The sequence below is a fragment of the Micromonospora sp. NPDC048063 genome (genome assembly GCF_043202855.1).
Taxonomy (GTDB): Bacteria; Actinomycetota; Actinomycetes; order Mycobacteriales; family Micromonosporaceae; genus Micromonospora.
Map to the genome: position 1 here is coordinate 176,306 of NZ_JBIDBG010000011.1, position 25,527 is coordinate 201,832.

Annotated in this window: 21 protein-coding genes; 14 read left to right on the plus strand and 7 right to left on the minus strand. The window is 74.7% G+C overall.

Annotated features, from left to right (window positions below):
* The first annotated feature begins 219 nt into the window (after positions 1–219).
* From ACGFZ2_RS24900 to ACGFZ2_RS24920, 5 genes are all read left to right on the plus strand, one after another.
* Entirely contained in the window at positions 220–1,674 is a 1,455-nt protein-coding gene (locus ACGFZ2_RS24900) for a hypothetical protein (RefSeq protein ID WP_393457367.1), read from the plus strand.
* A gap of 491 nt (positions 1,675–2,165) precedes the next feature.
* Complete coding sequence (locus ACGFZ2_RS24905; protein ID WP_007465625.1) at positions 2,166–2,375, plus strand: helix-turn-helix domain-containing protein; 210 nt, start codon at positions 2,166–2,168, stop codon at positions 2,373–2,375.
* A gap of 219 nt (positions 2,376–2,594) precedes the next feature.
* Positions 2,595–2,696: a 30S ribosomal protein bS22 gene (locus ACGFZ2_RS24910; RefSeq protein WP_007465623.1), complete on the plus strand. Its 102-nt coding sequence runs from the start codon at positions 2,595–2,597 to the stop codon at positions 2,694–2,696.
* A 120-nt stretch (positions 2,697–2,816) separates the two neighbouring features.
* On the plus strand, positions 2,817–3,890 hold the full coding sequence (locus ACGFZ2_RS24915) for an NAD-dependent epimerase/dehydratase family protein (RefSeq protein ID WP_393264794.1): 1,074 nt from the start codon (positions 2,817–2,819) through the stop codon (positions 3,888–3,890).
* Between the two features lie 257 nt (positions 3,891–4,147).
* The gene (locus ACGFZ2_RS24920) at positions 4,148–5,029 is read left to right on the plus strand and encodes a lysophospholipid acyltransferase family protein (protein WP_393265031.1); all 882 of its coding nucleotides are present in this window, start codon (positions 4,148–4,150) and stop codon (positions 5,027–5,029) included.
* Between the two features lie 18 nt (positions 5,030–5,047).
* Here ACGFZ2_RS24920 and ACGFZ2_RS24925 read toward each other — a convergent pair whose 3' ends face one another.
* The 3 genes from ACGFZ2_RS24925 to ACGFZ2_RS24935 form a co-directional block, all read right to left on the minus strand.
* The gene (locus ACGFZ2_RS24925; RefSeq protein ID WP_393457370.1) at positions 5,048–5,923 is read right to left on the minus strand and encodes an HAD family hydrolase; all 876 of its coding nucleotides are present in this window, start codon (positions 5,921–5,923) and stop codon (positions 5,048–5,050) included.
* 120 nt (positions 5,924–6,043) lie between these two features.
* A complete protein-coding gene (locus ACGFZ2_RS24930; RefSeq protein WP_393264800.1) occupies positions 6,044–6,919 on the minus strand; it encodes a DUF5667 domain-containing protein in 876 nt (291 codons plus the stop codon).
* A gap of 288 nt (positions 6,920–7,207) precedes the next feature.
* Positions 7,208–8,164: an ECF subfamily RNA polymerase sigma factor, BldN family gene (locus tag ACGFZ2_RS24935; protein WP_393457373.1), complete on the minus strand. Its 957-nt coding sequence runs from the start codon at positions 8,162–8,164 to the stop codon at positions 7,208–7,210.
* A 561-nt stretch (positions 8,165–8,725) separates the two neighbouring features.
* Between ACGFZ2_RS24935 and ACGFZ2_RS24940 the strand changes: the two genes are divergently transcribed.
* From ACGFZ2_RS24940 to ACGFZ2_RS24950, 3 genes are read left to right on the plus strand one after another with little or no spacing between them, the layout of a single operon-like run.
* Positions 8,726–10,552, plus strand: a complete 1,827-nt coding sequence (locus ACGFZ2_RS24940) for an AMP-binding protein (RefSeq protein WP_393457376.1) — start codon at positions 8,726–8,728, stop codon at positions 10,550–10,552.
* Positions 10,545–10,796, plus strand: coding sequence for a glutaredoxin family protein (locus ACGFZ2_RS24945; protein WP_350707036.1), 252 nt, complete (start codon positions 10,545–10,547; stop codon positions 10,794–10,796). The genes ACGFZ2_RS24940 and ACGFZ2_RS24945 overlap by 8 nt, the downstream gene beginning before the upstream one ends.
* Before the next feature lie 60 nt (positions 10,797–10,856).
* Positions 10,857–11,507 (plus strand): HAD family hydrolase, encoded by a 651-nt coding sequence (locus tag ACGFZ2_RS24950; RefSeq protein WP_393457379.1) that lies wholly within the window; start codon positions 10,857–10,859, stop codon positions 11,505–11,507.
* 9 nt (positions 11,508–11,516) lie between these two features.
* Here ACGFZ2_RS24950 and ACGFZ2_RS24955 read toward each other — a convergent pair whose 3' ends face one another.
* Together ACGFZ2_RS24955 and ACGFZ2_RS24960 are read right to left on the minus strand one after the other, a co-directional pair.
* The gene (locus tag ACGFZ2_RS24955) at positions 11,517–12,170 is read right to left on the minus strand and encodes a response regulator transcription factor (RefSeq protein WP_350707040.1); all 654 of its coding nucleotides are present in this window, start codon (positions 12,168–12,170) and stop codon (positions 11,517–11,519) included.
* A 25-nt stretch (positions 12,171–12,195) separates the two neighbouring features.
* Entirely contained in the window at positions 12,196–13,497 is a 1,302-nt protein-coding gene (locus ACGFZ2_RS24960) for a sensor histidine kinase (RefSeq protein ID WP_393457382.1), read from the minus strand.
* A gap of 466 nt (positions 13,498–13,963) precedes the next feature.
* Here ACGFZ2_RS24960 and ACGFZ2_RS24965 point away from each other — a divergent pair, with 466 nt between their 5' ends.
* The 6 genes from ACGFZ2_RS24965 (at position 13,964) to ACGFZ2_RS24990 (ending at position 20,947) form a co-directional block, all read left to right on the plus strand.
* A complete protein-coding gene (locus tag ACGFZ2_RS24965) occupies positions 13,964–14,734 on the plus strand; it encodes a redox-sensing transcriptional repressor Rex (protein ID WP_393264812.1) in 771 nt (256 codons plus the stop codon).
* Positions 14,731–16,125: a glutamyl-tRNA reductase gene (locus tag ACGFZ2_RS24970; protein WP_393457385.1), complete on the plus strand. Its 1,395-nt coding sequence runs from the start codon at positions 14,731–14,733 to the stop codon at positions 16,123–16,125. The genes ACGFZ2_RS24965 and ACGFZ2_RS24970 overlap by 4 nt, the downstream gene beginning before the upstream one ends.
* The gene (gene hemC, locus ACGFZ2_RS24975) at positions 16,122–17,117 is read left to right on the plus strand and encodes a hydroxymethylbilane synthase (protein WP_393457388.1); all 996 of its coding nucleotides are present in this window, start codon (positions 16,122–16,124) and stop codon (positions 17,115–17,117) included. Before ACGFZ2_RS24970 ends, hemC begins: the two co-directional genes overlap by 4 nt.
* The gene (locus ACGFZ2_RS24980) at positions 17,114–18,694 is read left to right on the plus strand and encodes a uroporphyrinogen-III synthase (protein ID WP_357457454.1); all 1,581 of its coding nucleotides are present in this window, start codon (positions 17,114–17,116) and stop codon (positions 18,692–18,694) included. The genes hemC and ACGFZ2_RS24980 overlap by 4 nt, the downstream gene beginning before the upstream one ends.
* 22 nt (positions 18,695–18,716) lie before the next feature.
* Positions 18,717–19,700 carry a porphobilinogen synthase gene (hemB, locus tag ACGFZ2_RS24985; RefSeq protein WP_393457391.1) on the plus strand — a complete coding sequence of 328 codons (984 nt, stop codon included), beginning with the start codon at positions 18,717–18,719 and terminating at the stop codon, positions 19,698–19,700.
* 584 nt (positions 19,701–20,284) lie between these two features.
* Positions 20,285–20,947: a multiprotein-bridging factor 1 family protein gene (locus ACGFZ2_RS24990; protein WP_393457393.1), complete on the plus strand. Its 663-nt coding sequence runs from the start codon at positions 20,285–20,287 to the stop codon at positions 20,945–20,947.
* A gap of 117 nt (positions 20,948–21,064) precedes the next feature.
* On the opposite strand, the gene ACGFZ2_RS24995 is transcribed toward ACGFZ2_RS24990, so the two are convergent.
* Together ACGFZ2_RS24995 and ACGFZ2_RS25000 are read right to left on the minus strand one after the other, a co-directional pair.
* Positions 21,065–24,370 carry a lamin tail domain-containing protein gene (locus tag ACGFZ2_RS24995; protein WP_393457396.1) on the minus strand — a complete coding sequence of 1,102 codons (3,306 nt, stop codon included), beginning with the start codon at positions 24,368–24,370 and terminating at the stop codon, positions 21,065–21,067.
* A 97-nt stretch (positions 24,371–24,467) separates the two neighbouring features.
* Positions 24,468–25,484 (minus strand): GNAT family N-acetyltransferase, encoded by a 1,017-nt coding sequence (locus tag ACGFZ2_RS25000; protein WP_393457474.1) that lies wholly within the window; start codon positions 25,482–25,484, stop codon positions 24,468–24,470.
* Positions 25,485–25,527 lie beyond the last annotated feature (43 nt).

Below are 25,527 nucleotides of genomic sequence, written 5' to 3' on the forward strand. Positions count from 1 at the left end.
GAGGAGCGCCGACGTACGCCCTGCTCGGACGGCCGCTGGTCGGCGTCGCGCTGGTCGTCGTCTGGGCGCTCACCGTCGCCCTGCTCCGGCGGTCGGGCCGCCCTGCCTGAGCCGCCCCGGCGGGCCCGCCGCCACCGGTGCCGGCGCGACCCGCCCGGGTGCGGCGTCGGGCCGGGTCGGTGGTCGCCGGGGCGACCGGATGGTCGTACCCTTCGCCGGGTGACTGACGGGCAGCCCGAGGCCGACGGTCGGCCGGCGACGGACGACGCGCAGGCCACCGCGACGACACCGCCCGCGGCATCGTCCACGCCCACCGAGCCGCCCACGCCGGGCACCCCTGTCGCGCCCGCCGGGCCGGCCACGTCGCCCGTGCCCACGGCGTCGGCCGAGCCCGGTCCCGTCGCGGTGCCGGCGGAGCGGGCGTCGCGGCGGCTGTGGCCGCTCTGGGCGGCGCTCGCGGCGGTCGTGGTGATGGTCACCTGCGGCCTGCCCACGGCGTTGCTGGCCGGCCTCGTGCGCGACGACGCCAGGCCGATGCCGGGGGCCTCCGGCACCCGGGCCGACGACCCCGCCGAGCGGGCCGCCCGCCAGCTCGGCGAGCGGATGACGGCGGAGCTGGCGCGGCAGTCGGCCGCGCTGCTCGCCGGGGACCGGGCCGCGTTCCTGGCCGTCGCGGAACCCGTCGCGCACCCGGACCTGCGCCGCCGGTACGCCGCGCTGCGGGCGCTGCGGGTGACCGCCTGGCAGGCCGAGGCGACCGGCCTGCCCACCCCGGTCGAGGGCCGGCCCGGCGAGTGGCGGTTGCCGGTCGAGTTCCGGTACTGCTTCGTCGTGCCGGACTGCCGCACCAGCCGGGTGCTGACCGGCACCCGCTGGCGGGCGGGGGACCGGCCCCGGCTGCTCGCCGTGGAGCCGTCCCGATCGGCGGAGACCGGCACCCGGCCCTGGGAGGTCAGCGAGCTGGCCGTCGCCGTCGGCCCGCGCACCCTGGTGGCCACCACCCCCGCCCTGCGCCGGCAACTGCCCGGCCTGCTCGCCCAGGCCGAGGCGGCCGCCACGGTCGCCGACACGTACGTCGTCGCCGGCCGGCCGCCCGACCGGTACCGGGTCTTCTACGCGGGCCGCGCGGAGTGGCAGCGCTGGTACGGCGGGGGCCGGCCGAAGTGGACCGGCGGGTACGCGGTCACCGTCGGCGGCGGCCACCACGAGGTGGTGCTCAACGCCGACGGGCTGGTGTCCAGCGGGGTGGACGACCTCCTCCGGCACGAGTTGACCCACGCCGCCTCGCTGCCCGAGCGGGGCTACCCGGGCAAGGGCATCTGGTGGCTGGTCGAGGGGCTGGCCGAGCACGCCGGCGCCGACGGCCAGCCGGTCGAGCGGTACGAGGGACTGGCCGAGGTGCGGCGGCTGACCGGTGGCTGGGACGGCCGGCTCGACGGCCTCAACCCGGCCGACGACGCGCCGGCCGAGCGGGTCAGCGGCAGCTACGGCATCTCCTACCTGGCCGTCCGGCACCTGGTCGACCGGTTCGGCCCGGAGCGGCTGCTGGCCTTCTTCGCGGCGGTGGTGCACGAGCGCCGCCCGGTGGCCGACGCGGCCGAGGCGACCTTCGGCGAGCCGTGGAGCGCCCTGCACGACGAGTGCGTCGCGTACGTCCGGGCCGTGGCCGCCTGAGCGACACGTCGTGTGGGCGTCGCCTGGGTGGCGCAGCCCAGGGGCGGTCGGGGGCGTTCATGATCGACCGCTGTCGGGCGGTGCCGGCCGACCTGACACACTGGTGCCGCTCCCAGCGCGGAGCCCCGGTCCGCGTCCGGAAGCGGCCCGGGGCACCCGCCCGGTGGTTCCGGTGGCGCCGCCGGAACCACCGGGCGCCTTCCGCGCGACGGGGGCGGCTCGTGAGCGCGGCGAGGCGTGGCGGGTGGCGCTCGGCTCCCGGTGGTCGCGCCGCGGGCGGAACGAGGGCCGACCGGACGCCGGGCGCAACAGGTTCGACAACGACGTAGCCGGTCGGGTGGACCGGCCCCCCGAACCATGATCAGTTGTACGAAGGGATCGCGCCGGTCACAGCCGCCCCGCTACCGTACTGGTAACACGCGCGTCGCCGGTCCGGGCGGGGAGGATCCCGTCCGGTGGCACGCGCCGGGCATGGGATGGGTCGGTGAGCCATGGCCGGGTCGCAGTCCGACGGTCGGCTGTCGGAGGTCAAGTTCCTGACCGTCGCCGAGGTGGCGACGGTCATGCGGGTGTCGAAGATGACGGTCTACCGCCTGGTGCACAGCGGTGAGCTCACCGCGGTCCGGGTCGGCCGGTCGTTCCGGGTTCCCGAACACGCGGTGCACGAATACCTGCGGGGTGCCTTTCAGGAGACCGCCTGAGCCGCCCGCGGGCCACCCGTCGAGTGCGACGTAACGGGCATCGACGGGGGCGCGTTGGTCCTGCTGACGCTCTCCCGCTACCCTGGACCCCGACCGTGACCGCAGATGCGCCCCGCCGCATGTCCCGCTGGCCCGGTCCGCTGTCCGCACGCGGTCGTCGACGGCACCCGATGGTGGTGTCATCCGGTCGCCCCGCATGTTGCATCGAAAGGCTGTCGTATGGGCTCGGTGGTCAAGAAGCGCCGCAAGCGCATGGCTAAGAAGAAGCACCGCAAGCTGCTGCGCAAGACCCGCGTCCAGCGTCGCCGTCTCGGCAAGTGACCGGGGCCGGGCCGCTGCCCGGCACCCGTCGTCACTTGCCAACTGTCGACCCTCGGAGGCTCAGGTGATCAGGCCGTGGATGTCCCGGCTCGATCCCGCCTGCCGGGGGAGGTGCGCGACATGACCCCCGGTGGCACCCCAGGTGCCCCGGGGGTCGTCGTCGTGACCGGGGTCAGCCGGTACCTCGGCGCGCACGTCGCCGCCCGGCTCGCCGCCGACCCGCGCATCGAGCGGGTCATCGGCGTGGATCCGTCGGAGCCGGCCGCCGAGTTCACCGACCTGCTCGACCGTGTCGAGCGCGTCCGCGTCGACGCTGGCTCGCTCGGCGGTCTCCTCGCCGACCTCGACGTCGACGCCGTGGTCCACCTCGCCCTCGTCACCGCCCCGGACCAGCAGCACGGCGGTCGCGCGGCGATGAAGGAGCAGAACGTCATCGGCACGATGCAGCTCCTCGCCGCCTGCCAGCGGGCGCCCCGGCTGCGCAAGCTCGTGGTCCGCTCCTCGACGGCCGCGTACGGGGCGTCGTTCCGCGATCCGGCCGTCTTCACCGAGGAGACCGAGCCGCGCGAGGTGCCGCGCGGCGGCTTCGGCCGCGACATCCTCGACATCGAGGGGTACGTCCGCGGCTTCCGCCGCCGCCGGCCCGACGTCACCGCCACGGTGCTGCGCTTCGCGCCGTTCATCGGCTCGACCGCCGACACCACCCTCACCCGCTACTTCTCCCAGCCGGTCGTGCCCACCGTTTTCGGCCGCGACCCCCGGCTGCAGTTCCTGCACTTCGACGACGCGTTGGAGGTGCTGCACCGGTCGATCGTCGAGGACCATCCGGGGACGTACAACGTGGCCGGTCCCGGGGTGCTCTCCCTCTCCCAGGCGATCCGCCGGGCGGGCCGGGTCGCCGTGCCGGTGCTGGAGCCCGGCCTCTCCGGGGCCGTCGCGTTCGCCCGCAACCTCGGCTTCGGCCGCTACGGCCTGGACCAGGTCGACCTCTTCGTGCACGGCCGGGTCGTCGACACCACCCGCCTGGAGCGGGAGTACGGCTTCACGCCCCGCACCACCGCCGCCGCGTTCGACGACTTCATCCGCGCCCACCACGGTGGCGTCGTGGTGACCCGGGACCAGTTGGCGGTCGCGGAGCACCTCGTGCTGGAGGGGATCCGGCAGGTCCGGGCCGCCGTGCGGGAGCGCTCGTGAGCGAGCCGGAGGAGCGGCGCGACGGCCGCTACGACGTACCGCTGACCGTCGCCGAGCCGGGCGCGGAGCCGGCGCGGGCGAACGGGCACCGCCGGGCCGCCACGGCCGACGAGCCGGACACCGCCACCACCGACGAGCCGGTAGCGGCCACCGCTGGCAGCAGGGACGAGCCTGGCGGGCCTGCCGCGTCGGGCGCCACGGACGAGCCCGGCGAGCCGGCCGCGACGGAGGCCGACCGGCCGGGCGGGGCCGGGGACGTGCCGGCGACGACCGGGCCGGCGGTGCCGGACCGACCGGGCGACCACTGGGACCGTCGGGTCGCCAAGGGGCTTGCGTTCCTGCGCCGCCGACTCTCCGGCGACTACGAGGTCGACGAGTTCGGCTTCGATCCGGAGATCACCGAGGCGGTCTTCCACCCGCTGCTGCGGGTGCTCTACCGGGACTGGTTCCGCACCGAGGTCACCGGCCTGGAGCACGTGCCCGCCGAGGGCGCCGGCCTGGTCGTCGGCAACCACTCCGGCACCGTGGCGCTGGATGCGCTGATCCTTTCGGCCGCCCTGCACGACCAGCACCCGGCCCACCGCTACCTGCGGCTGCTCGGCGCGGACCTGGTCTTCCGGATGCCGGTCGTCTCCGAGCTCGCCCGCAAGACGGGCGGGACGGTCGCCTGCAACCCGGACGCGGAGCGGCTGCTCGGCAACGGCGAGCTGGTCGGCGTCTTCCCGGAGGGCTTCAAGGGCATCGGCAAGCTCTACGCCGAGCGCTACAAGCTGCAACGCTTCGGCCGGGGCGGGTTCGTCTCGGCGGCGCTGCGCACCGGCACCCCGATCGTGCCGGTCGCCATCGTCGGCGGCGAGGAGATCTATCCGATGCTCGCCGACATCAAGCCCCTGGCGCGGCTGCTCAAGCTGCCCTACTTCCCGGTCACCCCGACCTTCCCGTGGCTGGGGCCGCTGGGCATGGTGCCGCTGCCGAGCAAGTGGCTGATCGAGTTCTGCCCGCCGATCCCCACCGCGCACCTGACGGACTCCGCCGACGACCCGCTCGTGGTGTTCAACCTGGCCGACCAGGTGCGGGAGACGATCCAGCAGACCCTGCACAAGCTGCTCGAACGCCGGCCGGACCCGTTCGGCCCGTGACGCGGGCGGCCGGCGACGTCAGCCGTTGCGGCGGCGCCGGTGCAGGGCCATACCGGCGGTGACCGCCCCGGCCAGCAACCCGGCGGCGGCGGTGGACGGCACCACGATCTTCACGGCGCGCCGGCCGGTGCGGAAGTCGCGTACCTGCCAGCCGCGCTGCCGGGCCTCCCTGAGCAGGGCGGCGTCGGGGTTCACCGCCACCCCCCGACCCACGGTGGAGAGCATCGGCAGGTCGTTGCAGGAGTCGCTGTAGGCGGTGCAGCGGGCCAGGTCCAGCCCCTCCACCGCGGCGAGCTGGGTGACCGCCTCGGCCTTCGCCGGGCCGTGCATCAGGTCGCCGACCAGCCGGCCCGTGTACGCCCCGTCGACCACCTCGGCGACCGTGCCGATCGCGCCGGTCAGGCCCAGCCGGGCGGCGATCACCCGGCCGATCTCCACGGGCGCGGCGCTGACCAGCCAGACCCGTTCGCCGGCGTCCAGGTGCCGCTGGGCCAGCTGGCGGGTGCCGCCCCAGATCCGGGGGGCCATCAGCTCGTCGAAGATCTCCTCGGCGAGGCGCTCCACGTCGTCCACCCGCCAGCCCTCGACGAACGCGAGGGCGGCCTCCTTGGCCTGCGACATGTCCCCGGCGTGCTCGGTGGCGAGCAGCCGGAAGCGAAGCTGCTGCCATGCGAACCGGGCCAGGTCGGTCGTGGTGAAGTACTTGCGCGCGGCGAGGCCACGGGCGAACCAGTAGATCGACGCGCCCTGCATCATCGTGTTGTCGACGTCGAAGAAGGCCGCCGCGGTCGGATCCGGCTGCGGCGGAGACAGGGGTGCCAGGTCGGTCTCCGCCCAGCCGGCGGTGTGACCGTGGACGTCGGTGCTGACCGTCACCTTGCGGCTGCGGGCCACGCGACCTCCCTCTGCTGACCGGGCGCGGCGTGCGCCTGCCACTGGTCGAGGGTAGCCGGGCGACGGTTGCCGACGGCCGCCCGGCGGGTGAACTGTGGCGTGGACGGCGCGCCGGGCAGGTCAGCGACCGCCGGGGCAGGTGGCGGGGGCCGGGCCGAGGGAGTCGCTGCCGACGGGGGCGGGCAGGCCGCAGGAGATCGCCGCGCGGAGCGCGTCGGAGCGCTTGCGGACCGCGTCCAGCAGGGCCAGCGAGCGGCGGGTCCGGTCCCGGTCGGCCCGGGTGCCGGCGTCGAGGAGATCCCCGACCGCCCGCCGCTGCCCGGTGAGGAAGGAGTTGACCGCGTCCAGCGCCGCCAGGTCGGAGCGCTGCACCGCGGCGGTGGTCAGCAGGCGTACGCCCTGGCGGGTGCCCGCGTCCATGTCGTCCAGCACGGCGCTGTAGCCGTCCCGGTCCCCGTGCAGCGCGGCGGCCTCGGCCAGCCGGGTGCGGGCGAAGTCCAGGAAGAGCTGACCTCGGCTGATGTCCGAGCTGGCCAGCGCGAGCTGGGCCCGTTCCGTCGAGCGCTTCATGCCGTACAGCGCGTCACCGGGGACCGCGTTCTCGCTCGCGGCGGAGATGCCGGAGAGGGCGACCGCGCCGGCCGCGACGCCGACCAGGATGGCACCGCGGGCACGGGCCCGGCGGGCGGTGACGGCGGGCAGCAGGCGGCTGCGACCGGTGTCGGCGGCACCCGGCTCCGGCGCGGCGGCGGTCGCCGGGGCGCCGATGCCCTCGCGTTCGGCCGTGGCCAGCAGCATGGCGCGCAGCCCGGTGCGGAACTCCGGGTCCACCTCGACGGCCGGCGGGGCGGCGCCGAGCCGCTGCCCGACGGCGACGAGCGCGGCGAGCTGGTCGTCGGCGCGGGAACGGACGTGGTGCCGCCGGCCGCCGTTGGCCTCGTCGAGAAGCTGCGCGAAGCGCTCCGCGCGCCGACGGGAGAAGAGGTCGCTGTCCACCGCAGGCACCTCCTCTCGCTGGTCACGGCCGGTCGGCCGCTGTCGTCGCCAGCGACCGGTGACGGCGTGACACCACGGACGAACGTCGTGGCCGGCCACGCTGCCGGACCTCGGAACCCGGGGGGATGCCGGGGCTACCACCGGTCGCACCCGGAGAAACGGTCCGCACCGGGCATGGGTTACGGGCCCGCCGGGTGCGAAATCACGGAAAGTGATTGCCGTCACGGCGCGGGGAGGGTGGTGAGCTGGGCGAACGAGGATCGACGCCCGTCGGTCCCGTCGCCGGGACTACGGCTGGAAGCCGTCCGGCAGCAGCCGCGCCAGCGCCCGTACCGCGCGGTACTGCAACGCCTTGATCGCGCCCTCGTTCTTGCCCATCGCGCGGGCCGTCTCGGCCACGGAGAACCCCTGCAGGAAGCGGAGCACGATGCACTCCTGCTGCTCGGGGTTGAGCTGCTTGACGGCGCTGAGCAGGGCCACGTTGGTGATGTGCTCGACGACCGCCGCCTCCGGGCTGCCCTCCGGGCCCCGGTCCTCGCGATCGGCGTCCAGCACGTCGCCGGTGGTCACCTCCAGCCGGTAGCGGCCGGACTTGAAGTGGTCGGCCACCAGGTTGCGGGCGATGGTGACCAGCCACGCGCCGAGGTCCCGGCCCTGCCAGGTGAAGCTGCCGATCCGTTTGAGGGCGCGCAGGAAGGTGTCGGAGGTGAGGTCCTCCGCGAGCTGGCGGTTGCCGACCCGGAAGTAGACGAACCGGAACACCGTGTCGACGTACCGGTCGTAGATCAGCCCGAACGCCTCGGACTCGCCCGCCTGGGCGCGTTCGACCAGGGCCCAGACCTCGGTCGCCGGGTCGGACGGGTCCGGTCGGCTGGGGAAGCCCGTCGAGGCGGCGGGGGCGGCGGTCGCCGGCACCGCCGGGATCACGGCCGTCTCCGCGGCCGACTGCTCGGACGCCGTCGACGGTTCCGTCGTGCGGCGGCCCTGCGCCGGCATGGTGGGCCGGGCCGGCGCGACCAGCCGGCCGCCGGCCGGCTTGGCGTTGCCCCCCGGTGTCGCGGGACGCGGTGGCGGTTCGTTGTGGTGCGGCCGGTGGCGGATCCGGCTCGACGTGCCCTCGCCGCGGAGCGCGAGGCTGCCCGTGTCGTCCAGCGGGCCCCGGGTGGCGGGTCGCTCGTTGAGCGGGGCGCGGGTCGCCGGGTTGGTCAGGCCGAGCGGCCGTTCCGCGTAACCGAAGGTCGTCACCGCGCCGCCTCCGTCCCGCCGGCTGCGGACCGCGCTGGTCGGCGCGTCGCCGTCGCGCCGCCACCCGGGCGGTCGGGCAGGGCTGGCTCGGGGCGTGCCGACGGGCGGCAGATCCCCTTGAGGTGCTGGTCCAATGCGCTCACAGGCACGGGGGCCTCCTCGGGCTGAGGGGTGTCGACTCACGGCAAATGGGGTGAGCCGACCCGAGTGATGATAGGGCCAACGTCACCCGCGCGTGGCAAGTCCGTTACACAGGGCGGAAGTATTTCCCGCCGCGTCGCACAAATGGCGGACCGGTTGTCCGTCGCGTGCGGTTGACATTCGGATTGCCGCGTGATCCCGAAGGGATTTCCAGCTCAGCGGGCACGCCGGCCGGCGCGGGGCGGGCGGGCGACGCGAAGGTCGACTCAGGAGCGTCCCGGGTGCACGGCACGCCGGCGTGTCCCGTACACGGGACCGGATCCGTCTCGTCCGCGCGCCCCGGGGCGTCCTGTCGGCGGGACTCGCCGCGGCGGCGGCGCGTCCGACGGTCCCTCGGGCGCGGCCCGGGCCGTCGCGGGCATGGCCCGAGACCCCGGCGCTGTGCCAGACTCAGCCACCGTGCAGGACGCATCCGACAGCATCGCGTCGAACCTCGCCGACCGGGTCCGCCGGGCGGCCGCCGCCCACGGCGACCGACCCGCGCTGCACTGGCGCGAGCGGACCCTGACCTGGTCCGAACTGGACGCCTCGGTGACCGCCGCCGCCCGGGCCCTGGCGGACCTGACCGGGGATCCGCCCGCCGGGACGGCGCCGACCGAGGCCCCGCCCGCCGGGACGGCGCCGACCGAGGCCCCGCCCGCCGGGACGGCGCCGACCGGGACCCCGCCCGCCGGGGCGGCAGCGGGCCCGTCCGCCGCCGTCGACCGGCACCCGCCCCGGGTCGCCATCGCGCTCGGCAACTCGCCGGACTTCGTGGTCGGCTACCTGGGCGCGCTGCGCGCCGGGCTGGTGGCGGTGCCGGTCAATCCCGGCCTCACCGCCCCCGAGCTGCGGCACGTGCTGGCCGATTCCGGCGCCTCGGTCCTGATCGGCACGGAGCGGGTGCGCGACCTCGTCGCCGACGTCGCCGGGGAGCTGCCCGCGCTCACCGCCGTGCACGGCGCCCCGCCGATGACGGACGGCGGGGGTCCGTTCCCCCACCGGGGCGGCGACGACCTGGCGGTGCTGCTCTACACCTCCGGCACGGAGGGGCGGCCGAAGGGCGCGATGCTCACGCACCGGGCGCTGGCGGCCAACCACGAGCAGGTGGACCGCATCGACCCGCCGGTCGTCGGCCCGGGCGACACCGTGCTGCTCGCGCTGCCGCTGTTCCACGCGTACGGGCTGAACTCGGGGCTGGGCGCGGTCGTCCACCATGGCGCGACCGGGGTGCTGGTCGACGACCTCGGCCCCGACGCCGGGCTGGCCGAGATCGCCCGCCACCGGGTCGGCGTGCTGGTCGGCGTACCGTCGATGGTGGCCGCCTGGTCCACGGCGGACGCCGGTGCGGTCGCCGCGGCCATGGCGTCGGCGCGGCTCGTGGTCTGCGGCGCGGCGCCGCTGGAGCCGGCCGTCGCGGCCCGCTTCGCCGAGGTCGCCGGCCGTCCGGTGCACGTCGGGTACGGCCTGACCGAGACCGCGCCGGTGCTCACCTCCACCCTCGTCGGCGGCGAGCCGAAGGCCGGCTCGATCGGCCGCCCGCTGCCCGGCGTCGAGTTGCGCCTGGTCGGGACGGACGGGGCCGACCTGTGGCGCGACGGCGCGGCCGAGCCGGACGAGGACGCCGACGAGCTGGACCTCTCCGACGCCGCGCCGGGCACGGACCCGGGCCAGATCGTGGTGCGCGGGGCGAACCTCTTCTCCGGGTACTGGCCGGACGGCCGGGGCGGGCCGGACGCCGACGGCTGGTGGGCCACCGGCGACGTCGGGTACGCCGACTCCGACGGCGACCTCTTCCTGGTCGACCGGCTCGGCGAGCTGATCCTGGTCAACGGGTTCAACGTGTACCCGCGCGAGGTCGAGCTGGTGCTCTCCGCCCATCCCGGCGTGGCCGAGTCGGCGGTACTGGGTGTGCCGCACCCGCGGACCGGCGAGACTGTCCGGGCGTACGTGGTGCCGGCGCCGGGGGGCCCGGTCACGGGCGAGGAGCTGCTCGCCCACTGCGCCCGCAACCTGGCCCGGTTCAAGTGCCCGACCGCCGTCGAGTTCGTCGACGAGCTGCCGCACTCGGTGATCGGCAAGGTACGCAAGACCCTGCTCCGGCCGGCGTCGTCCCCGGCGGCACCGGCGCCGTCGCCGGCGGCGTCGCCGGAGAACCGTCCGCCGGCCCCGGCCGGCACCAGCACCACGGAGGAGACCGATGCGTGAGCCCCGACTCACCCTGATCACCCGGCCCGGCTGCCACCTCTGCGAGGACGCGAAGGCGGCGCTGGACCGGGTGGTGGCGGTCACCGGGGACCGGTGGACCGAGAAGGACGTCACCGACGACATCGAGCTGGAACGCGAGTACGGCGACCGCCTGCCGGTGGTGCTGCTCGACGGCAAGGAGCACGGCTACTGGCGGGTGGAGGAGGAGCGGCTGCTGCGGGACCTGACGACCCCGCAGTTGTAGCGCCGCCGGGACCGCCGGGCCGGTCAGGGCGGGTCGGTGTCGCCGGTTTATGGTGCTGCGATGACCCCTGCGCACCGCCACCTGGTCTGGGACTGGAACGGCACCCTGCTCAACGACCTCCACCTGGTGGTCGCCTCCACCAACGTCGCCTTCGCCAGCGTCGGCGGGCCCGCGGTCACCGCCGACGAGCACCGGGTCAGGTTCCGCCGGCCGATCGCCGACTACTACGCCGACGTGCTCGGCCAGGCGGTCGACGACGACGAGTTCGGCCGGCTGGACCGGATCTTCCACGACGCGTACCGGACCGGGCTGACCACCTGTGAGCTGGCGCACGACGCCACGGTCGCGATGGCGGCGTGGCGGGGCAACCAGTCCCTGCTCTCGATGTGGTTCCACGAGGAACTGGTGCCGGCGGTGCGGACGTACGGGCTCAGCGGGCACTTCGTCCGGGTGGACGGGCTGCGGGCCACCGTCGGCGGCGACCGCAAGGCCGAGTCGCTCCGCAACCACCTGGCCGAGCTGGGCGTGGCCGGCCGGGACGTGGTGCTGATCGGGGACTCCGTCGACGACGCCGACGCCGCCCTGTCGGTGGGCGGTCGCGCCGTGCTCTACACCGGCGGGTTCACCGACCCGGCCCGCCTGCGCGCCTCCGGCCACCCGGTCGCCGACACCCTCACCGAGGCCGTGGCCCTGGCGGCCGCCCTGCCCTGACCGGCGGGGTCAGTTGCGCAGGTAGGCGAGGACGGCCAGGACCCGGCGGTGCTGCTCCGTGTCGGGCGGGAGCTGGAGCTTCGTGAAGATGTTCCGGACGTGCTTCTCGACGGCGCCGTCGGTGACCACCAGGGTGCGCGCGATCGCCGTGTTCGAGCGGCCCTCGGCCATCAGGGCGAGCACCTCGCGTTCGCGCGGGGTGAGCTCGCGCAGCGGGTCGTCGCGGCGGCGCCGGGCGAAGAGCTGGCCGACCACCTCGGGGTCGAGCACCGTCCCGCCGGCGGCCACCCGGTCCAGGGCGTCGAGGAACTCGTCGATCGCGGCCACCCGGTCCTTGAGCAGGTAGCCGATCCCGCCCCCGCCGCCGCCGGTCGTGGCGAGCAGGTCGTCGGCGTACGACACCTCGACGTACTGGGAGAGGACCAGGATCGGGGTGCGGGGCACCAGCCGCCGGGCCTCCACCGCCGCGCGCAGCCCCTCGTCGGTGTGCGAGGGCGGCATCCGGACGTCGACGATCGACACGTCCGGCCGGTGCGTGACGACCGCCGCCACCAGCGCCTCGCCGTCGGCGACGGCGGCCACCACCTCGTGCCCCCGCTCGCTGACCAGCCGGACCAGCCCTTCCCGGAGCAGCACGGCGTCATCCGCGATCACGATCCGCATGGTTGAGTTGTCTACCACGTCGGGGTCACAGCGGGAGTTCCGCGCGGATTTCGGTGGGCCCGCCGGCGGGGCTGACCACGTCCAGCCGGCCACCGGCGGCGCGCACCCGGTCGGCGATGCCGACCAGCCCGTGCCCCTTGGCCAGGTGGGCGCCGCCCTGGCCGTCGTCGCCGACGCCCACCTCCAGCCGGCCGTCGCGCCGGCCCACGGTGACGTGGCACTCGGTCGCCCGGCTGTGCTTGGCGACGTTGGTCAGCGCCTCGGCCACGACGAAGTACGCCGTGCTCTCCACCGCCGGGTCGAGCCGGCCGGCGGGGCTGCCCAGCTCCGGGTCCACCCGCAGCTCGATCGGGATCAGGCCGCGCCCGGCCAGCGCCGCCAGGGCGCTGGGCAGGCCCCGGTCGACCAGGATCGGCGGCGCGATGCCCCGGGACAGGGCGCGCAGCTCGGCGAGCGTCTCCCGGGTCTGGGTGACCGCCTCGTCCAGGGTCCGCGCCGCGGCGTCGGGGTCGGAGGCGAGCTGCTGGCGGGCCCGGCTGAGGTCCATGGCGAGCCGGACCAGGCGCTGCTGCGGGCCGTCGTGGATGTCCCGCTCCAGCCGGCGCAGCGCGCTCGCCTCGGCGGAGACGGCGGCCCGCTTCTGCTCCTCCAGCACGGTGATCCGGTTGCGCATCTCCGCCACGCCGGTGAGCATGGCCCGGCCGAAGCTCGCCTGGAGCAGCGCGCAGCCGCGGGCCACGATCGGCAGGGTGATCAGGAAGAACAGCCCGATCGCGGTGTGCAGCCCGATCCGGGCGACGGTCGAGTCGCCCAGGCCGAGGAGTTGGGGGAGGCCGACGTCCTCCGGGTCGCCGTGCGGCAGCGTCCAGTCGTACGCCCAGTAGAGCGATCCGGCGACGGCGCCGGCCCACCAGACCAGCGTGACCACGAAGGTGGCGACGGCCACGACCAGCTTGAGGATGCCGTGCGCTAGGTCGAGCCAGGACTGCGCGTCCCCCATGGGCACGAAGATCCGCCGCCAGGCGCTGGCCCCGGGCTCGGGGAGCCGGTACTGCGGGCGGATCCGGGACTGGTGCAGCACGGCGGGGAGGCGGAGCCGCTCGATGTCGGCCAGCCCCCGGGCGGCGTACAGGGTGCCGCTGAGGACGGGCAGGCCGATCACCGTCACCACCAGCCCGAGGCCGGCCGCGAGGCCGACCAGCAGGACCACGAAGCTGGCCAGGGCCAGGGGGAGGCCGAGCAGCACGTAGCCGGAGTCCAGGAGGAGCTGACGGGAGATGGTCGGCGCCGGCACGGGCGGGCCGGCGGCGACGGGTACGGCGGTCATACCACGAGGCTAGGCAGCGCGGGGGTGCCCGACCCATCCCGCCGGCCGGCCTCTCCGGCGTAGGGCTGTCCCTACCGCGACGGTCCGGGCGGCGCCCGCCGTCCGCGATGGGCGCCCCGGGTCCGACCGGCGGTGGGCCCCGGGGGGCCGGCGGTCGGGCCCCGCCGGCCCCGGCGTGACGTGATCGGCGGCGAGCCGCGCTCGCGCGATTGGTCAGAGAAGTCGTAATTGAGCAATAATCGCCGAGCGGCGCCGGCGGAGGCCGCTGTATCGATCTTGCGGGATGGAGGGCCAGGTGGAGCCGCGTCGCGAGCTGTCAAGATCGCGATTTGTGCACGCCTTCACAAGCGCCTACTCTGTAGTTCCGACGCGCCCTGCTAGCACAGCCGGCAATCTCGGTCGCCAGCGGGAGTCCCGAAACGGCCGGCCGCTGGAGCTGGCCGAGGATCGCACCGCACGGAGTCTCATGAGTCAGCACCGTCACCCTGGCGCGCCCGGCCGCGCCGGTGCCGTACCGGCGCTCCCGGACCTGCCCGAGGCGACCGTCGCGCGGCTCCCCGAATACCTCCGTGCCCTGCACAACCTGGCCGAAAGTGGTCACGAGACCGTGTCCAGCGAGGGGCTGGCCAGCGCCGCGGGGGTTAACTCGGCGAAGCTCCGCAAGGACCTCTCGCACCTCGGCTCGTACGGCACCCGTGGCGTCGGCTACGACGTGGCGCTGCTGGTCGACCAGATCGAGTTCGTGCTCGGGCTCACCCAGCGCCGCGCGGTCGCCCTGGTCGGCGTGGGTAATCTCGGTCACGCCCTGGCCGGCTACGACGGCTTCGCCAGCCGCGGCTTCCGGATCGCCGCGCTCTTCGACGCCGACCCCGGACGCGTCGGCGAGGAGATCAACGGGCTGGTCGTCCGGCACATCGACGAGCTGCCCCGGGTCGCCGTCGAGGAGTCCATCGCCATCGGCGTGATCGCCACCCCGGCGCCGGCCGCCCAGGCGGTCGCCGACCAGCTCGTGGCCGTCGGCGTGACGAGCATCCTGAACTTCGCTCCATGCGTACTCTCGGTTCCGGAGGGGGTCGACGTGCGCAAGGTCGATTTGGCCATAGAGCTGCAGATCCTGTCCTTCCACGAGCACCGCAAGGCATCGCTGACCGCGCTTCCCGCCACCGGCGGGTCCGCCCTCACCGCCCTGCCCGGCGGGCTCGCGGCCACTGACCCGCAGGAGGCGATCGGCACGTGAAACTGCTCGTCGTCGGTGCGTCCTACCGCACCGCTCCCGTCGCCACGCTGGAGCAGCTCGCGGTCGCCCCCGCCGATCTCACCCGCACCCTGGACCGCCTGGTCGCGCAGCCGTACGTGACCGAGGCCGTGCTCGTCTCCACCTGCAACCGGGTGGAGGTCTACGCCGCCGTGTCTGGATTCCACGGCGGCCTCGGCGACATCTGCGCCGTGCTGGCCGAGCAGGCCGGATGCCAGCCGGCCGGGCTCGCCAACCACCTCTACGTGCACTTCGACGCCGCCGCGGTGGACCACGTCTTCCGGGTCGCCGCCGGGCTGGACTCGATGGTCGTGGGCGAGGCGCAGATCCTCGGCCAGCTGCGCGACGCGTACCACTCGGCGACCGGGGCCGACACCGCCGGGCGGCTGCTGCACGAGCTGATGCAGCAGGCGCTGCGGGTCGGCAAGCGCGCCCACGCGGAGACCGGCATCGACCGGGCTGGTCAGAGCGTGGTCACCGCCGCGCTGGAACTGGCCGCCGAGCACCTCGGCAGCGACCTGGCCGGCCGCCCGGCGCTGGTGGTCGGGGCGGGCGCCATGGGCTCGCTGGGCGTGGCCACGCTGTCCCGGCTGGGTGCCGGGCCGCTCGCCGTGACCAACCGCGGCGCCGACCGGGCCGTCCGGCTGGCCGAGGCGTACGGGGCCAGCGCGACGCCGATGACGGAACTCACCACCGCGCTCTCCACAGTGGACATCGTAGTGGCCGCCACCGCGGCCACGGAAGCGGTCCTCACCCGCGAGGTGGTCACCCGGGCGCTCGCCGGGCGCGACACCGGGCGGGGGCCGCTGGTCCTGCTCGACCTGGCGGTGCCGCGCGACGTGGCGGCCGGCGTCGCCGAGCTGCCCGGCGTCGAGGTGATCGACATCGACCGGATGGCGGCGCTGCTCGCCGACGGTCCCGCCGCCGCCGACGCCGCCGCCGTCGAGCGGATCGTGGCCGGCGAGGTCGACGCCTTCCTCACCTGGCTGCGCGGGGCCGACGTGGCGCCGACCGTGGCCGCCCTGCGTGGCCGCGCCGACGACGTGGTCACCGCCGAGCTGCGCCGGCTCGCCCAGCGCCGCCCGGACCTCACCGACGACCAGCGCGCCGAGGTGGCCCGTACGGTGCACCGGGTGGTCCAGCGTCTGCTGCACCAGCCCACCGTGCGGGTCCGCCAGCTCGCCGCGGAGCCCGGCGGCGACCAGTACGCGGCCCTGCTGCGCGAGCTGTTCGACCTCCAGGTGCCGCAGACGTCGCCGGTCGACACCGTTCCCGACGTCGTGGACAGCGACGTCGTACCGCCGTTCGGCCTCGCCGACTTCCCGTCGTCGGCCGGCCCGGCCGACGTCCCGCCCACCGGAGGTGAGCGATGAGCACGCCCCTGCGCCTCGGTACCCGGGGCAGCAAACTGGCGATGGCCCAGTCCGGCCACGTCGCCGAGGCCCTGACCGCCGCCACCGGCCGCCCGGTCGAGCTGGTCGAGGTGGTCACCGCCGGCGACCGGTCCTCCGCGCCGGTGCACCGGCTCGGCGTCGGCGTCTTCGTCTCCGCCCTGCGCGACGCGCTGACCGCCGGCACCATCGACTTCGCGGTGCACTCCTACAAGGACCTGCCCACCGCCACGGCGGCCGGGCTGCACATCGCGGCGGTGCCGATCCGGCAGGACCCGCGGGACGCGCTGGTCGCCCGCGGCGGTCGGACGCTCGCCGAGCTGCCGCCCGGCGCGACCGTCGGCACCGGCGCGCTGCGCCGCATCGCCCAACTGCACGCTCTCGGGATGCAGCTGGAGGTCGCCTCGATCCGGGGCAACGTCGACACCCGCCTCGCCCGGGTGCTCGGCCCGGAGGCCGACCTGGACGCCGTCGTCCTGGCCCGGGCCGGGCTGGCCCGGCTGGGGCGGACCGAGGTGATCACCGAGACGCTCGACCCGATGCTGATGCTGCCCGCGCCCGCCCAGGGTGCGCTGGCGGTGGAGTGCCGGATCGACGACCCGGACATGGTCGAGCTGCTCGCCGTGCTCGACCACGCACCGTCCCGCGCTGCGGTCGTCGCGGAGCGGGCGCTGTTGGCCACCCTGGAGGCCGGATGCTCCGCTCCGGTCGCCGCCTACGCCGTCGTCGCCGAAGGCGAGCCAACCGGCTCGGGTGCCGAGGGCGATGTTGTCCAGGAGATCTACCTGCGCGGGGCGGTGATCAGCCCGGACGGCTCGCGAGACCTCCGGCTGTCCCGCACCGGAACGCCCGCCGACGCGGCGGAGATCGGCAAGGCACTCGCCGCCGAACTCCTCGACCTCGGCGCCGACTCGATCCTCGGCCAAGAAGGACACGCCGGCCCGGGGACCCAGCAATTTGGGAGCACAGAATGACCCGCACCCGTAAGCCCGTAGGCCGCATCGCGTTCGTCGGGGCCGGTCCCGGCGACCCGGGCCTGCTGACCCGCCGGGCGCACGACGCCCTGGTCGACGCCGACCAGGTGGTGTACGACCGGGGAGTCCCCGAGTCGCTGCTCGACGCCGTCCGTGCCCAGGCCAAGTCCGACGCCCAGTTCACCCCGGCCGAGGGCGCGCCGGGCGACGTGGCGAAGGTGCTGATCTCGGCGGCCCGCTCCGGGCTGAACGCGGTGCACCTGGTCGCCGGCGACCCGTTCGGCCACGAGTCGGTGGTCCGGGAGGTGCAGGCGGTGGCGCGTACCGCCGCGCACTTCGAGGTGGTCCCGGGCGTCGGCCAGGCGGAGGGCGTGGCGACCTACGCGGGCGTGCCGCTGCCCGGCGTACGCACGGCGGCCGACGTCGAGGACGTCAGCACGCTGGACTTCGACGCCCTCGCCGCGGCCGTCGGCCGGGGCTCGCTGGCCCTGGCCGTGGACGCCGGCGACCTCGCCGCGATCCGGGACGGGCTGCTCGCCGCCGGGGTGGACGGCGCCACCGGCGTCGGGGTGACCGGGGACGGCACCGGCGAGACGCAGTACACCACCACGTCGACCGTGGACTCCTTCGTCGCGGCGGCGCTCGGCTTCACCGGCCGGGTCGTGCTCACCGTCGGCGAGGGCGTCGGCCAGCGGGACAAGCTGAGCTGGTGGGAGAACCGGCCGCTGTACGGCTGGAAGGTCCTCGTGCCCCGCACCAAGGAGCAGGCCGGCGTGATGAGCGCGCGGCTGCGCGCGTACGGAGCCATTCCCTGCGAGGTGCCGACGATCGCGGTCGAGCCGCCGCGGACCCCGGCCCAGATGGAGCGGGCGGTCAAGGGCCTCGTCGACGGCCGGTACGCCTGGGTGATCTTCACCTCGGTCAACGCGGTCCGCGCCGTCTGGGAGAAGTTCGCCGAGCACGGCCTCGACGCCCGGCACTTCGGCGGCGTCAAGATCGCCTGCATCGGCGAGGCGACCGCCGACGCCGTCCGCGCGTTCGGCATCCAGCCCGAGCTGATCCCGTCGGGGGAGCAGTCCTCCGAGGGGCTGCTGGCCGAGTTCTCGCCGCACGACGAGATCCTCGACCCGGTCGGCCGGGTGCTGCTGCCGCGCGCCGACATCGCCACCGAGACCCTCGCCGCCGGGCTCACCGAGCGCGGCTGGGAGGTCGACGACGTGACCGCGTACCGGACGGTCCGGGCCGCCCCGCCGCCCGCCGAGATCCGGGACGCGATCAAGTCCGGTGGCTTCGACGCGGTGCTCTTCACCTCGTCCTCCACGGTGCGGAACCTGGTCGGCATCGCGGGGAAGCCGCACGCCCGTACCGTTGTTGCGGTGATCGGGCCCAAGACGGCGGAGACGGCGACGGAGTTCGGCCTGCGGGTCGACGTCCAGCCGCCGCACGCCTCGGTCCCCGACCTGGTGGAGGCGCTCGCCGCCTACGCCGTCGAGCTGCGCGAGAAGCTCGCCGCCATGCCGGCGAAGCAGCGCCGCGGCTCGAAGGTCCAGGGGCCGACCGCCCTGAGGTTCCGGTAGTCGTCGTAGCAGGAGGCCCGTGATGCCGTACCCCGAGATCCGGCCCCGCCGGCTGCGCCGCAACGCGGCGCTCCGGCGGCTGGTGTCCGAGACCCGCGTCGACCCGGCCGAGCTGGTCGTGCCGATGTTCGTCAAGGAGGGGCTGACGGAGCCGCGGGCGATCGCGTCGCTCCCGGGGGTGCTCCAGCACTCCCGGGACTCGCTCCGCAAGGCCGCGGCCGAGGCCGTCCAGGCGGGCGTCGGCGGCATCATGCTCTTCGGGGTGCCGACGCGGCGGGATGCCACCGGGTCCGGCGGGATCGACCCGGACGGCATCCTCAACGTTGCGATCCGTGACGTCGTCGCCGAGGTGGGCGACGCCACGGTGGTGATGAGCGACCTCTGCCTGGACGAGTTCACCTCGCACGGGCACTGCGGCCTGCTCACCCCCGACGGCGGCGTGGACAACGACGCCACGCTGGCGGCGTACGCCGAGATGGCGGTTGCCCAGGCCGCCGCCGGGGTCGGGGTGGTCGGGCCGTCCGGGATGATGGACGGCCAGGTCGGCGTGGTGCGCCGGGCGCTCGACGCCGCCGGCCATCAGGACGTGGCCGTGCTGGCGTACGCCGTCAAGTACGCCTCGGCCTTCTTCGGCCCGTTCCGCGACGCCGTGGAGTCGGCCCTGGAGGGCGACCGGCGCACCTACCAGCAGGACCCGGCGAACCTGCGGGAGTCGCTGCGCGAGGTCGAGCTGGACGTCGCCGAGGGCGCCGACATGGTGATGGTCAAGCCGGCGCTGCCGTACCTCGACGTGGTGTCGGCGGTCCGCGCGGCGGTCGACGTCCCGGTCGCGGCCTACCAGGTCTCCGGCGAGTACGCGATGGTCGAGGCGGCCGCCGCGAACGGCTGGATCGACCGGGAGCGGGCGATGCTGGAGACGCTCACCTCGATCCGTCGGGCCGGTGCGCAGATCATCCTCACTTACTGGGCGGTCGAGGCCGCCCAGCTCCTCCGCCAGGGCTACTGAAGCCCTACTGACGGCCCCGGCCCCGCCCCGGCCCCGCCCCGGCCCCGCCCCGGCCCCGGCCAGGTCGCGCTGGACGCAGCCCTGCCCGACGACCCGCGACCCACGACCCGCGACCCGCGACGGCACGCCAATGTCGGCTCACCGCATGCGTGCCCGGTCCACGCATGCGGTTTCCGTTACCCAGAGCGACCAAATCAAGCGAGTCGTGAACCCCTCTCTCGAACGCTTTGCTCTGCACCCGGATACGCGCCGGCAACCGAGAGTGTCTGTTGCGTATGTGGGTGCAGAGCAAAGGGCGCATAGAGGGTTAGCCGCTCCTCGGGGCGTTCTTTGGACATGTGCTGGTCAGGGCGGTGATGAGTCGGATCGTCGGCCGCGAAGCTCGGTCGGCGGCGTCAGTGCCATCACTCACAGTCACATGGAGTCTTCCGGTTGGGGATGTTACCCAGCGTGAGGGTTGGTGGGGTTGCCGGGAGCCGCCCCGGTCGAAGTGGGCGCTGCCGGTTCTCCACAGGTAGGTGGGTTGTCCACAGGCCGGGGAGGCGGGATTGCGAACGGGCCCGCACGGCCGGGACCGTGACGGGATGACCGACATTTTCGCCACACCATGGGCCGACGACCGGCCGTCCCCTGACGAGCAGCCCGGCTCCGACGACCAGCCCGGCTGCGAAGACCAACCGCGCTCCGACGACCAGCCCGGCTCTGACTACCAGCCCGGCTGCGAAGACCAACCGCGCTCCGACGAACCGCCCGTGCTGCTGACCGAGCCGTTCGACATTCCGTGGCCCGCCGCCGGCATCGTCCGCGCGATCCGGCGTCGCGCCGACCTGAGCCAGCGGGAGCTGGCTCGGTGGGCGGGGGTGCACCACGCCACCGTGGGGCGGATCGAGGCGGGTCGGCTGGTGCCGAGCATCCTGCTTCTGCGCCGCGTCATCGGGGTCGCCGGGTTCCGGCTGGCGGTGGTCGACGAGTTCGGGCGGGTGCTGAAACCGATGCGGGACCGCGACGACACCCGCGACGGGGCGGAACGCCGCTACCCGTCGCACCTCGACACCATCCTCGACCCCGAGCCCGGGGAGTGGTGGGCGGACCTCTACGGGCTGGCCCGCCCGCCGGAGACGTTCTACCGCAATCGCGCCGTCCGGGACGCCATGCGGCGGCGCAGCCAGTGGGAGGTGCGGGTGGCCAAGTACCGCAACGTGCCTCCGCCGCCGCGTGTGTGCGGGCACGATCGCCGGTTTCCGTGAACCCCCATCGTCCCCGTCGGCCCATTGCCCCGTGAAAGGGCCGACGGCCCGCCCGCCAGGTGCTTCCTGGCGGGCGGGCCGTCGGTACGCGCAGCCGGAGAGGCTGTCCGGGCGACGTCAGTCGTCGTCGGCGATGGTGCCCACCGCGACCGGGTCGGCGAGGCGCAGCCCCGGCACGCCCGTCACCAGCAGCGTCAGCTTCTCGTCGGCCTCCTGCTTGCGGTCACCGCGCACGGTCACCGGGAAGGCCAGCGAGGTCTGCCCGGCGGCCAGGACCTTGCAACCGACGTAGGGGTCGTAGTCGGCGCCGGCCTGGGCCGTGGTGCCGTACGTGGCGGCGCAGAGCAGCACCGGCTGGGACAGCGGTCGCGAGACGGTGACCGTGAAGGTCAGCGGGCGGGTGCCCCGGTCGCCCTCGGCCACCGACACGTCCCCGACGTTGAGCGAGGCCCGCGACCGGAACCGGGCCACCTGCGGGTCGTGGTCGCTGGAGCCGCGCGTGCCGTCAGCGGCGTGCTCGGCCGGCCAGTCGGCGTTGATGTGCGCCGCCCGCATCTGGACCAGGTCCCGGTGCAGCGCGCCGTTCACGAACAGGTGGTCCAGCGTCTGCGCCTGCCCCTCGAAGCTGTACGAGTAGGCGGACGACGGGGCATCGGCGAGCAGATCGTCCCAGAGGTTGCGCATGCCGGCCTCGTACAGCGGCCCGAGCTGGTCCGACGGGGTGGGCTCCGCGGCCGTGGCGCTGAGCCGCTGGTCCCCGGCCGCGGGGAACGGGTCGTCGGGGCGGGGGAAGACGTTCAGGTCCCCGCCGTACACCACCCGCGCGTCCGGGTCCGACGCCTCGATCGCCGTGACGATCGCGGCCCCGTACGCGGCCTGCTCCCGGCGCTGCCCGACCCGGCTGTCCGGCCCGGAGGAGTAGTGGTTGCTCGCGGCCCACAGGGTGTACCGCTCGGTCGACCCGGGCGCGGCGGCCACGGTGAACTTGCCGAGCTGCGGGGCACGGGTGAAGACGTTGTCGCCGTCCTTACCGGTGGACGTGTCCACGTCGGCGGGAAGCACCGCGTTGAGCGCCTTCGGGTTCTGCACGTCCGCGTTGCCCGGCAGCCCCGCGCCGCGATATTGCACCGTCGGCGCCGAGCCCAGCAGCGGGTCGCCGGCGGTCGCCTCGGCCAGCGACACCCGGTCGGTGCGGTACAGGAACGCGGCGGTGATGCCCCGCGCGTCCGCGCCGCTGCGGTCGTACGCGGCCGCGTAGGCCGGGCCGCCGCTCGCCGCGATGGTCAGCGCCAGGTCCTGGAGGGTGTCCGGCGCGCCGTCCGCGTCGTTGGTGGTGCCGCACACCAGCTCACCGCCGGAGACCGCGCAGATGTCCTGGTCCTCCGCCTCCTGCACGAGGATCAGGTCGGGCGAGTGCAGGTCGGTGGTGATCTGGTCGGCCAGCGCGGCGAGCTGGTCGCGGTACTCCTGCTCGCTGCCGGGGACGTAGTCGAACGGCGGGCGTACCCCGGTGCAGCCGGCGTTGCCGGCGAAGTCGCAGCCGTCGAACGGGTCGTCGCGGTAGTCGTACAGGTTCTCGACGTTGTAGGTCGCGACCGCGACCTCCTCCGACCGCTTGGCCGGCTGCGGCGGGTTGTTCGTGGACGGGTCGGTCCCGCCGGTGAACTCGGCCCGCTCGACCTGCACGCCGTACTTCTCGAACGAGTAGTAGAGGCCACCGACCGCGTCGGCGGTCAGCTTGTCGAAGGTGCGGGCGGGCGGGAGCAGCGCGCTGCTGTCGCCCGTGGTGCCCTTGACGCCCATGCTGCCGAGCAGGATGCGCTGGCCGTTGCCGTCGTCGAAGCGGCGGCCCGGGTCGTTGTCCAGCGGGTGCGCGTCCCGGAACACCCGGCGCGCGTACGGGTCGGCGCGATCCAGCAGCGGGTCGTCCCGGTCGATTACGAAGATTTCGCCGTCGGCGGTGGAGGCGAAGACGTTCCGCCCGCTCACGGCGCCGCTGCCGGCCCGCACCCGCAGCCGGGTGCCCTCGTGCCGCTCCCAGAACCGCTGCGCGTCGGCCAGTTCGACCGGCGGCACCGCGTCGGCCACCTCGACCTCGGCGTTCACGTCGACGCCGGAGGCGAGCTTGCGCACCAGCGACGCGCCGGAGAGCTGGGTGAAGTTGAAGTACTCGGAAACCCGGGCCCGGAGCACCACCTCGTCGCCGACCGTCGGCACGTAGCCGCCGATCAGCGAGGTGAACGAGCCCATGAAGACGAAGATGCCGTCCGAGCTGGCCGGGTCGCCGTCGGTGGCGTCGGACCGGCTCTGCAGGAAGAAGCCGCGCTGGTCCCGGCCCGACGAGTCACGCGCCAGGGTGAGCTGGGTGATCACGCCGCGCACGTCGTACAGCGTGCTGCTGGTGCCGTTGCCGGACGCCGGCGCGAGCGGGGACCGGTCGGCCGGGCCGGACTCGCCGTCGGTGGTCGGACCCTGCACCTCGCCGACCGTCAGCTCGCGGGTGACCTGCACGGCGAGGGTGCAGGTGGCGGTGCCGCCGTCCGCGTCGGTCGCGGTCAGCACCACCGAGTACGCCCCGGCGGCCAGGTCGGCGCTCGCGCCGACCGTGGCCCGGGCGGTGCCGCCGACCGCGTCGGCCGGGGTGACGGCCGTACGGCTGACGGAGCCGGTGGCCGGGGTCGGGCTGACCGAGGTGACCGCCAGGTCGACGATCCGGTCGTCGGCGTCGGTGGCGGTGACCTCCCGGGCCGCCGCCGTGCCGGCCGGGGTGACCAGCGCCGGGCCGCAGGTGAGCGTCGCCGGCGCATCGACCGGGCCGCCCCCGTCGACGGTGTGCGCGCCGAGCCCGTCGAACGTGTCGACCGGGAAGCCGGCCCACTGGGCGGCCGGGTCGAACGCGTCCGAGGGGTCGGTGTCGCCGGACGTCACGGCGGGCAACCGGCGCAGAGTGTTGTTCTCGGTGCTGGTGACGCCGGTGCCCCACTCGGTGCCCGGGTCGACGCCGACCTGGCCGATCGAGTCGAGCACGGTGCCGCCCCGGCGCAGCACGATCGCGTCGTCGCCGTTGAACAGGCCGGCTGTCGTGGTCTGGTCGGCCCGGTCCAGGATCGCCGGCGCGGCCGAGGCGGAGGCGAAGACGAAGACGTCGCCGGCGGCGACGGTCCCGGTCAGCGCCACGTTCGTCGGGGTGGTGGAGCCGTTGAAGTGCAACTGGAGCTGGTAGCCGCCGGCGGCCAGGTCGACGGCGACGCCGGTGCCGTTGAACAGCTCGATCGCCTTGTTGTTCGACGAGCCTTCGACGTACTCCGAGATGAACAGGTCGGTGGGCGCGGCGCTGGCCGCGGTGGGTGCGACGCCGACAGCCGCGACGGTCACGGCGGCGGTGGCGGTCGCGAGCGCGGCAAGAGTGCGGCGCGGGCGCATGGGGCCTCCACGATGGGTGGACGGGGAACTAACGCACGTTAAGGGGCTCCGCTGACCGTCGTCCATCCCCCACCGGTCGGTTTCGTGAACTCTCCGGTCAGCGTCCGGCGTCGAGGCGGTGCACCAGCTCGGCCACGTCGACGCTGTATTCACACCACTCGCGGTCCGCACGGTAGCCCAACTCGGCGTTGACCTTGAGCATGGCCTCGTTGGCCTGTGCGTTCCAGGTCTGCACCTCGGTCAGCCTCGGCTCCGCCGAGCGCAGCTCCAGCAGCATCCGCGCCTTGATCGCCCGGTCGATGCCGTAGCCCCGGTGGTCCTGCACGACGATGGTGTCGTACTGGTCGGCGCGGGTGGGGTGCTGGGCGGGCACCACCACCTCGGTCAGGCCGGCCACCTCCCCGGTCTGCTCGTGGAGGGCGAGCACGATGTAGGGCTTCATGCCCCGCCGGTGCAGGCAGTCCAGGCTGTCCCGCAGCCGCTGTGGGTCGTACGAGCTGGGGCGCAGCTCGCCGTCGTCGACGTCGCGCACCTCCGCCTTGGCCCGGGCGTACGCGTCGATCAGGTCGTCGGGCGGCCCGCCGGGGCAGAACTCCAGGTGGTAGCCCGCGCCGATGCCGGTGGCCATCTCGGACAGCTCGACCCAGTCCACCGCGGACAGGTCGAGCACGCTTCGGGTCTCGACGTATTCCTTCGAGAAGCCGAGCGACTCGTAGAAGGCGACAGCCGGCGTGTCGCCGACCACCTCGACCCCGATCGACTGGAAGCCCTCCTGGTAGGCCCGCCGGGCGGCCACCAGGACCAGGTCACGGCCGAGCCCGCCGCGCCGCCGGGAGGGGTGCACCAGCACCTCCAGCACGCCGATGTCGCCGAGCAGGAGCACGTTCACCTGGCCGAGGATCGGTCCCGGTGCTCCGCCGGCGGCCGGCTCCGCCTGGGCCACCCAGGAGATCCGCCGCTCGCCGGGCATCACCTCGGAGAGGTATTCCCGCAGGGAACTCTCCCGCCACGGTGGATCCCGCGGCAGGTCGACCGCCAGGACCGCGTTGAGCGTGTCCAGCAGCGACGCGATCTCGGCGGACGACGCGGTCCTGGGGTCCCACTCGCGCACCATCACCTGTCTAGCTTGCCGCTAACCGCTGCCCGGGGGAAGTGTC

Bases quoted from the DNA above. Each gene is read 5' to 3' on its own strand.
- ACGFZ2_RS24905 (WP_007465625.1), top strand. From the start codon at position 2,166: ATGGCCGGGTCGCAGTCCGACGGTCGGCTGTCGGAGGTCAAGTTCCTG.
- ACGFZ2_RS24910 (WP_007465623.1), top strand. From the start codon at position 2,595: ATGGGCTCGGTGGTCAAGAAGCGCCGCAAGCGCATGGCTAAGAAGAAG.
- ACGFZ2_RS24915 (WP_393264794.1), top strand. From the start codon at position 2,817: ATGACCCCCGGTGGCACCCCAGGTGCCCCGGGGGTCGTCGTCGTGACC.
- ACGFZ2_RS24940 (WP_393457376.1), top strand. From the start codon at position 8,726: ATGGCCCGAGACCCCGGCGCTGTGCCAGACTCAGCCACCGTGCAGGAC.
- ACGFZ2_RS24945 (WP_350707036.1), top strand. From the start codon at position 10,545: ATGCGTGAGCCCCGACTCACCCTGATCACCCGGCCCGGCTGCCACCTC.
- ACGFZ2_RS24950 (WP_393457379.1), top strand. From the start codon at position 10,857: ATGACCCCTGCGCACCGCCACCTGGTCTGGGACTGGAACGGCACCCTG.
- ACGFZ2_RS24955 (WP_350707040.1), bottom strand. From the start codon at position 12,170: ATGCGGATCGTGATCGCGGATGACGCCGTGCTGCTCCGGGAAGGGCTG.
- ACGFZ2_RS24960 (WP_393457382.1), bottom strand. From the start codon at position 13,497: ATGACCGCCGTACCCGTCGCCGCCGGCCCGCCCGTGCCGGCGCCGACC.
- ACGFZ2_RS24965 (WP_393264812.1), top strand. From the start codon at position 13,964: ATGAGTCAGCACCGTCACCCTGGCGCGCCCGGCCGCGCCGGTGCCGTA.
- hemC (WP_393457388.1), top strand. From the start codon at position 16,122: ATGAGCACGCCCCTGCGCCTCGGTACCCGGGGCAGCAAACTGGCGATG.
- ACGFZ2_RS24980 (WP_357457454.1), top strand. From the start codon at position 17,114: ATGACCCGCACCCGTAAGCCCGTAGGCCGCATCGCGTTCGTCGGGGCC.
- hemB (WP_393457391.1), top strand. From the start codon at position 18,717: ATGCCGTACCCCGAGATCCGGCCCCGCCGGCTGCGCCGCAACGCGGCG.
- ACGFZ2_RS24990 (WP_393457393.1), top strand. From the start codon at position 20,285: ATGACCGACATTTTCGCCACACCATGGGCCGACGACCGGCCGTCCCCT.
- ACGFZ2_RS24995 (WP_393457396.1), bottom strand. From the start codon at position 24,370: ATGCGCCCGCGCCGCACTCTTGCCGCGCTCGCGACCGCCACCGCCGCC.
- ACGFZ2_RS25000 (WP_393457474.1), bottom strand. From the start codon at position 25,484: ATGGTGCGCGAGTGGGACCCCAGGACCGCGTCGTCCGCCGAGATCGCG.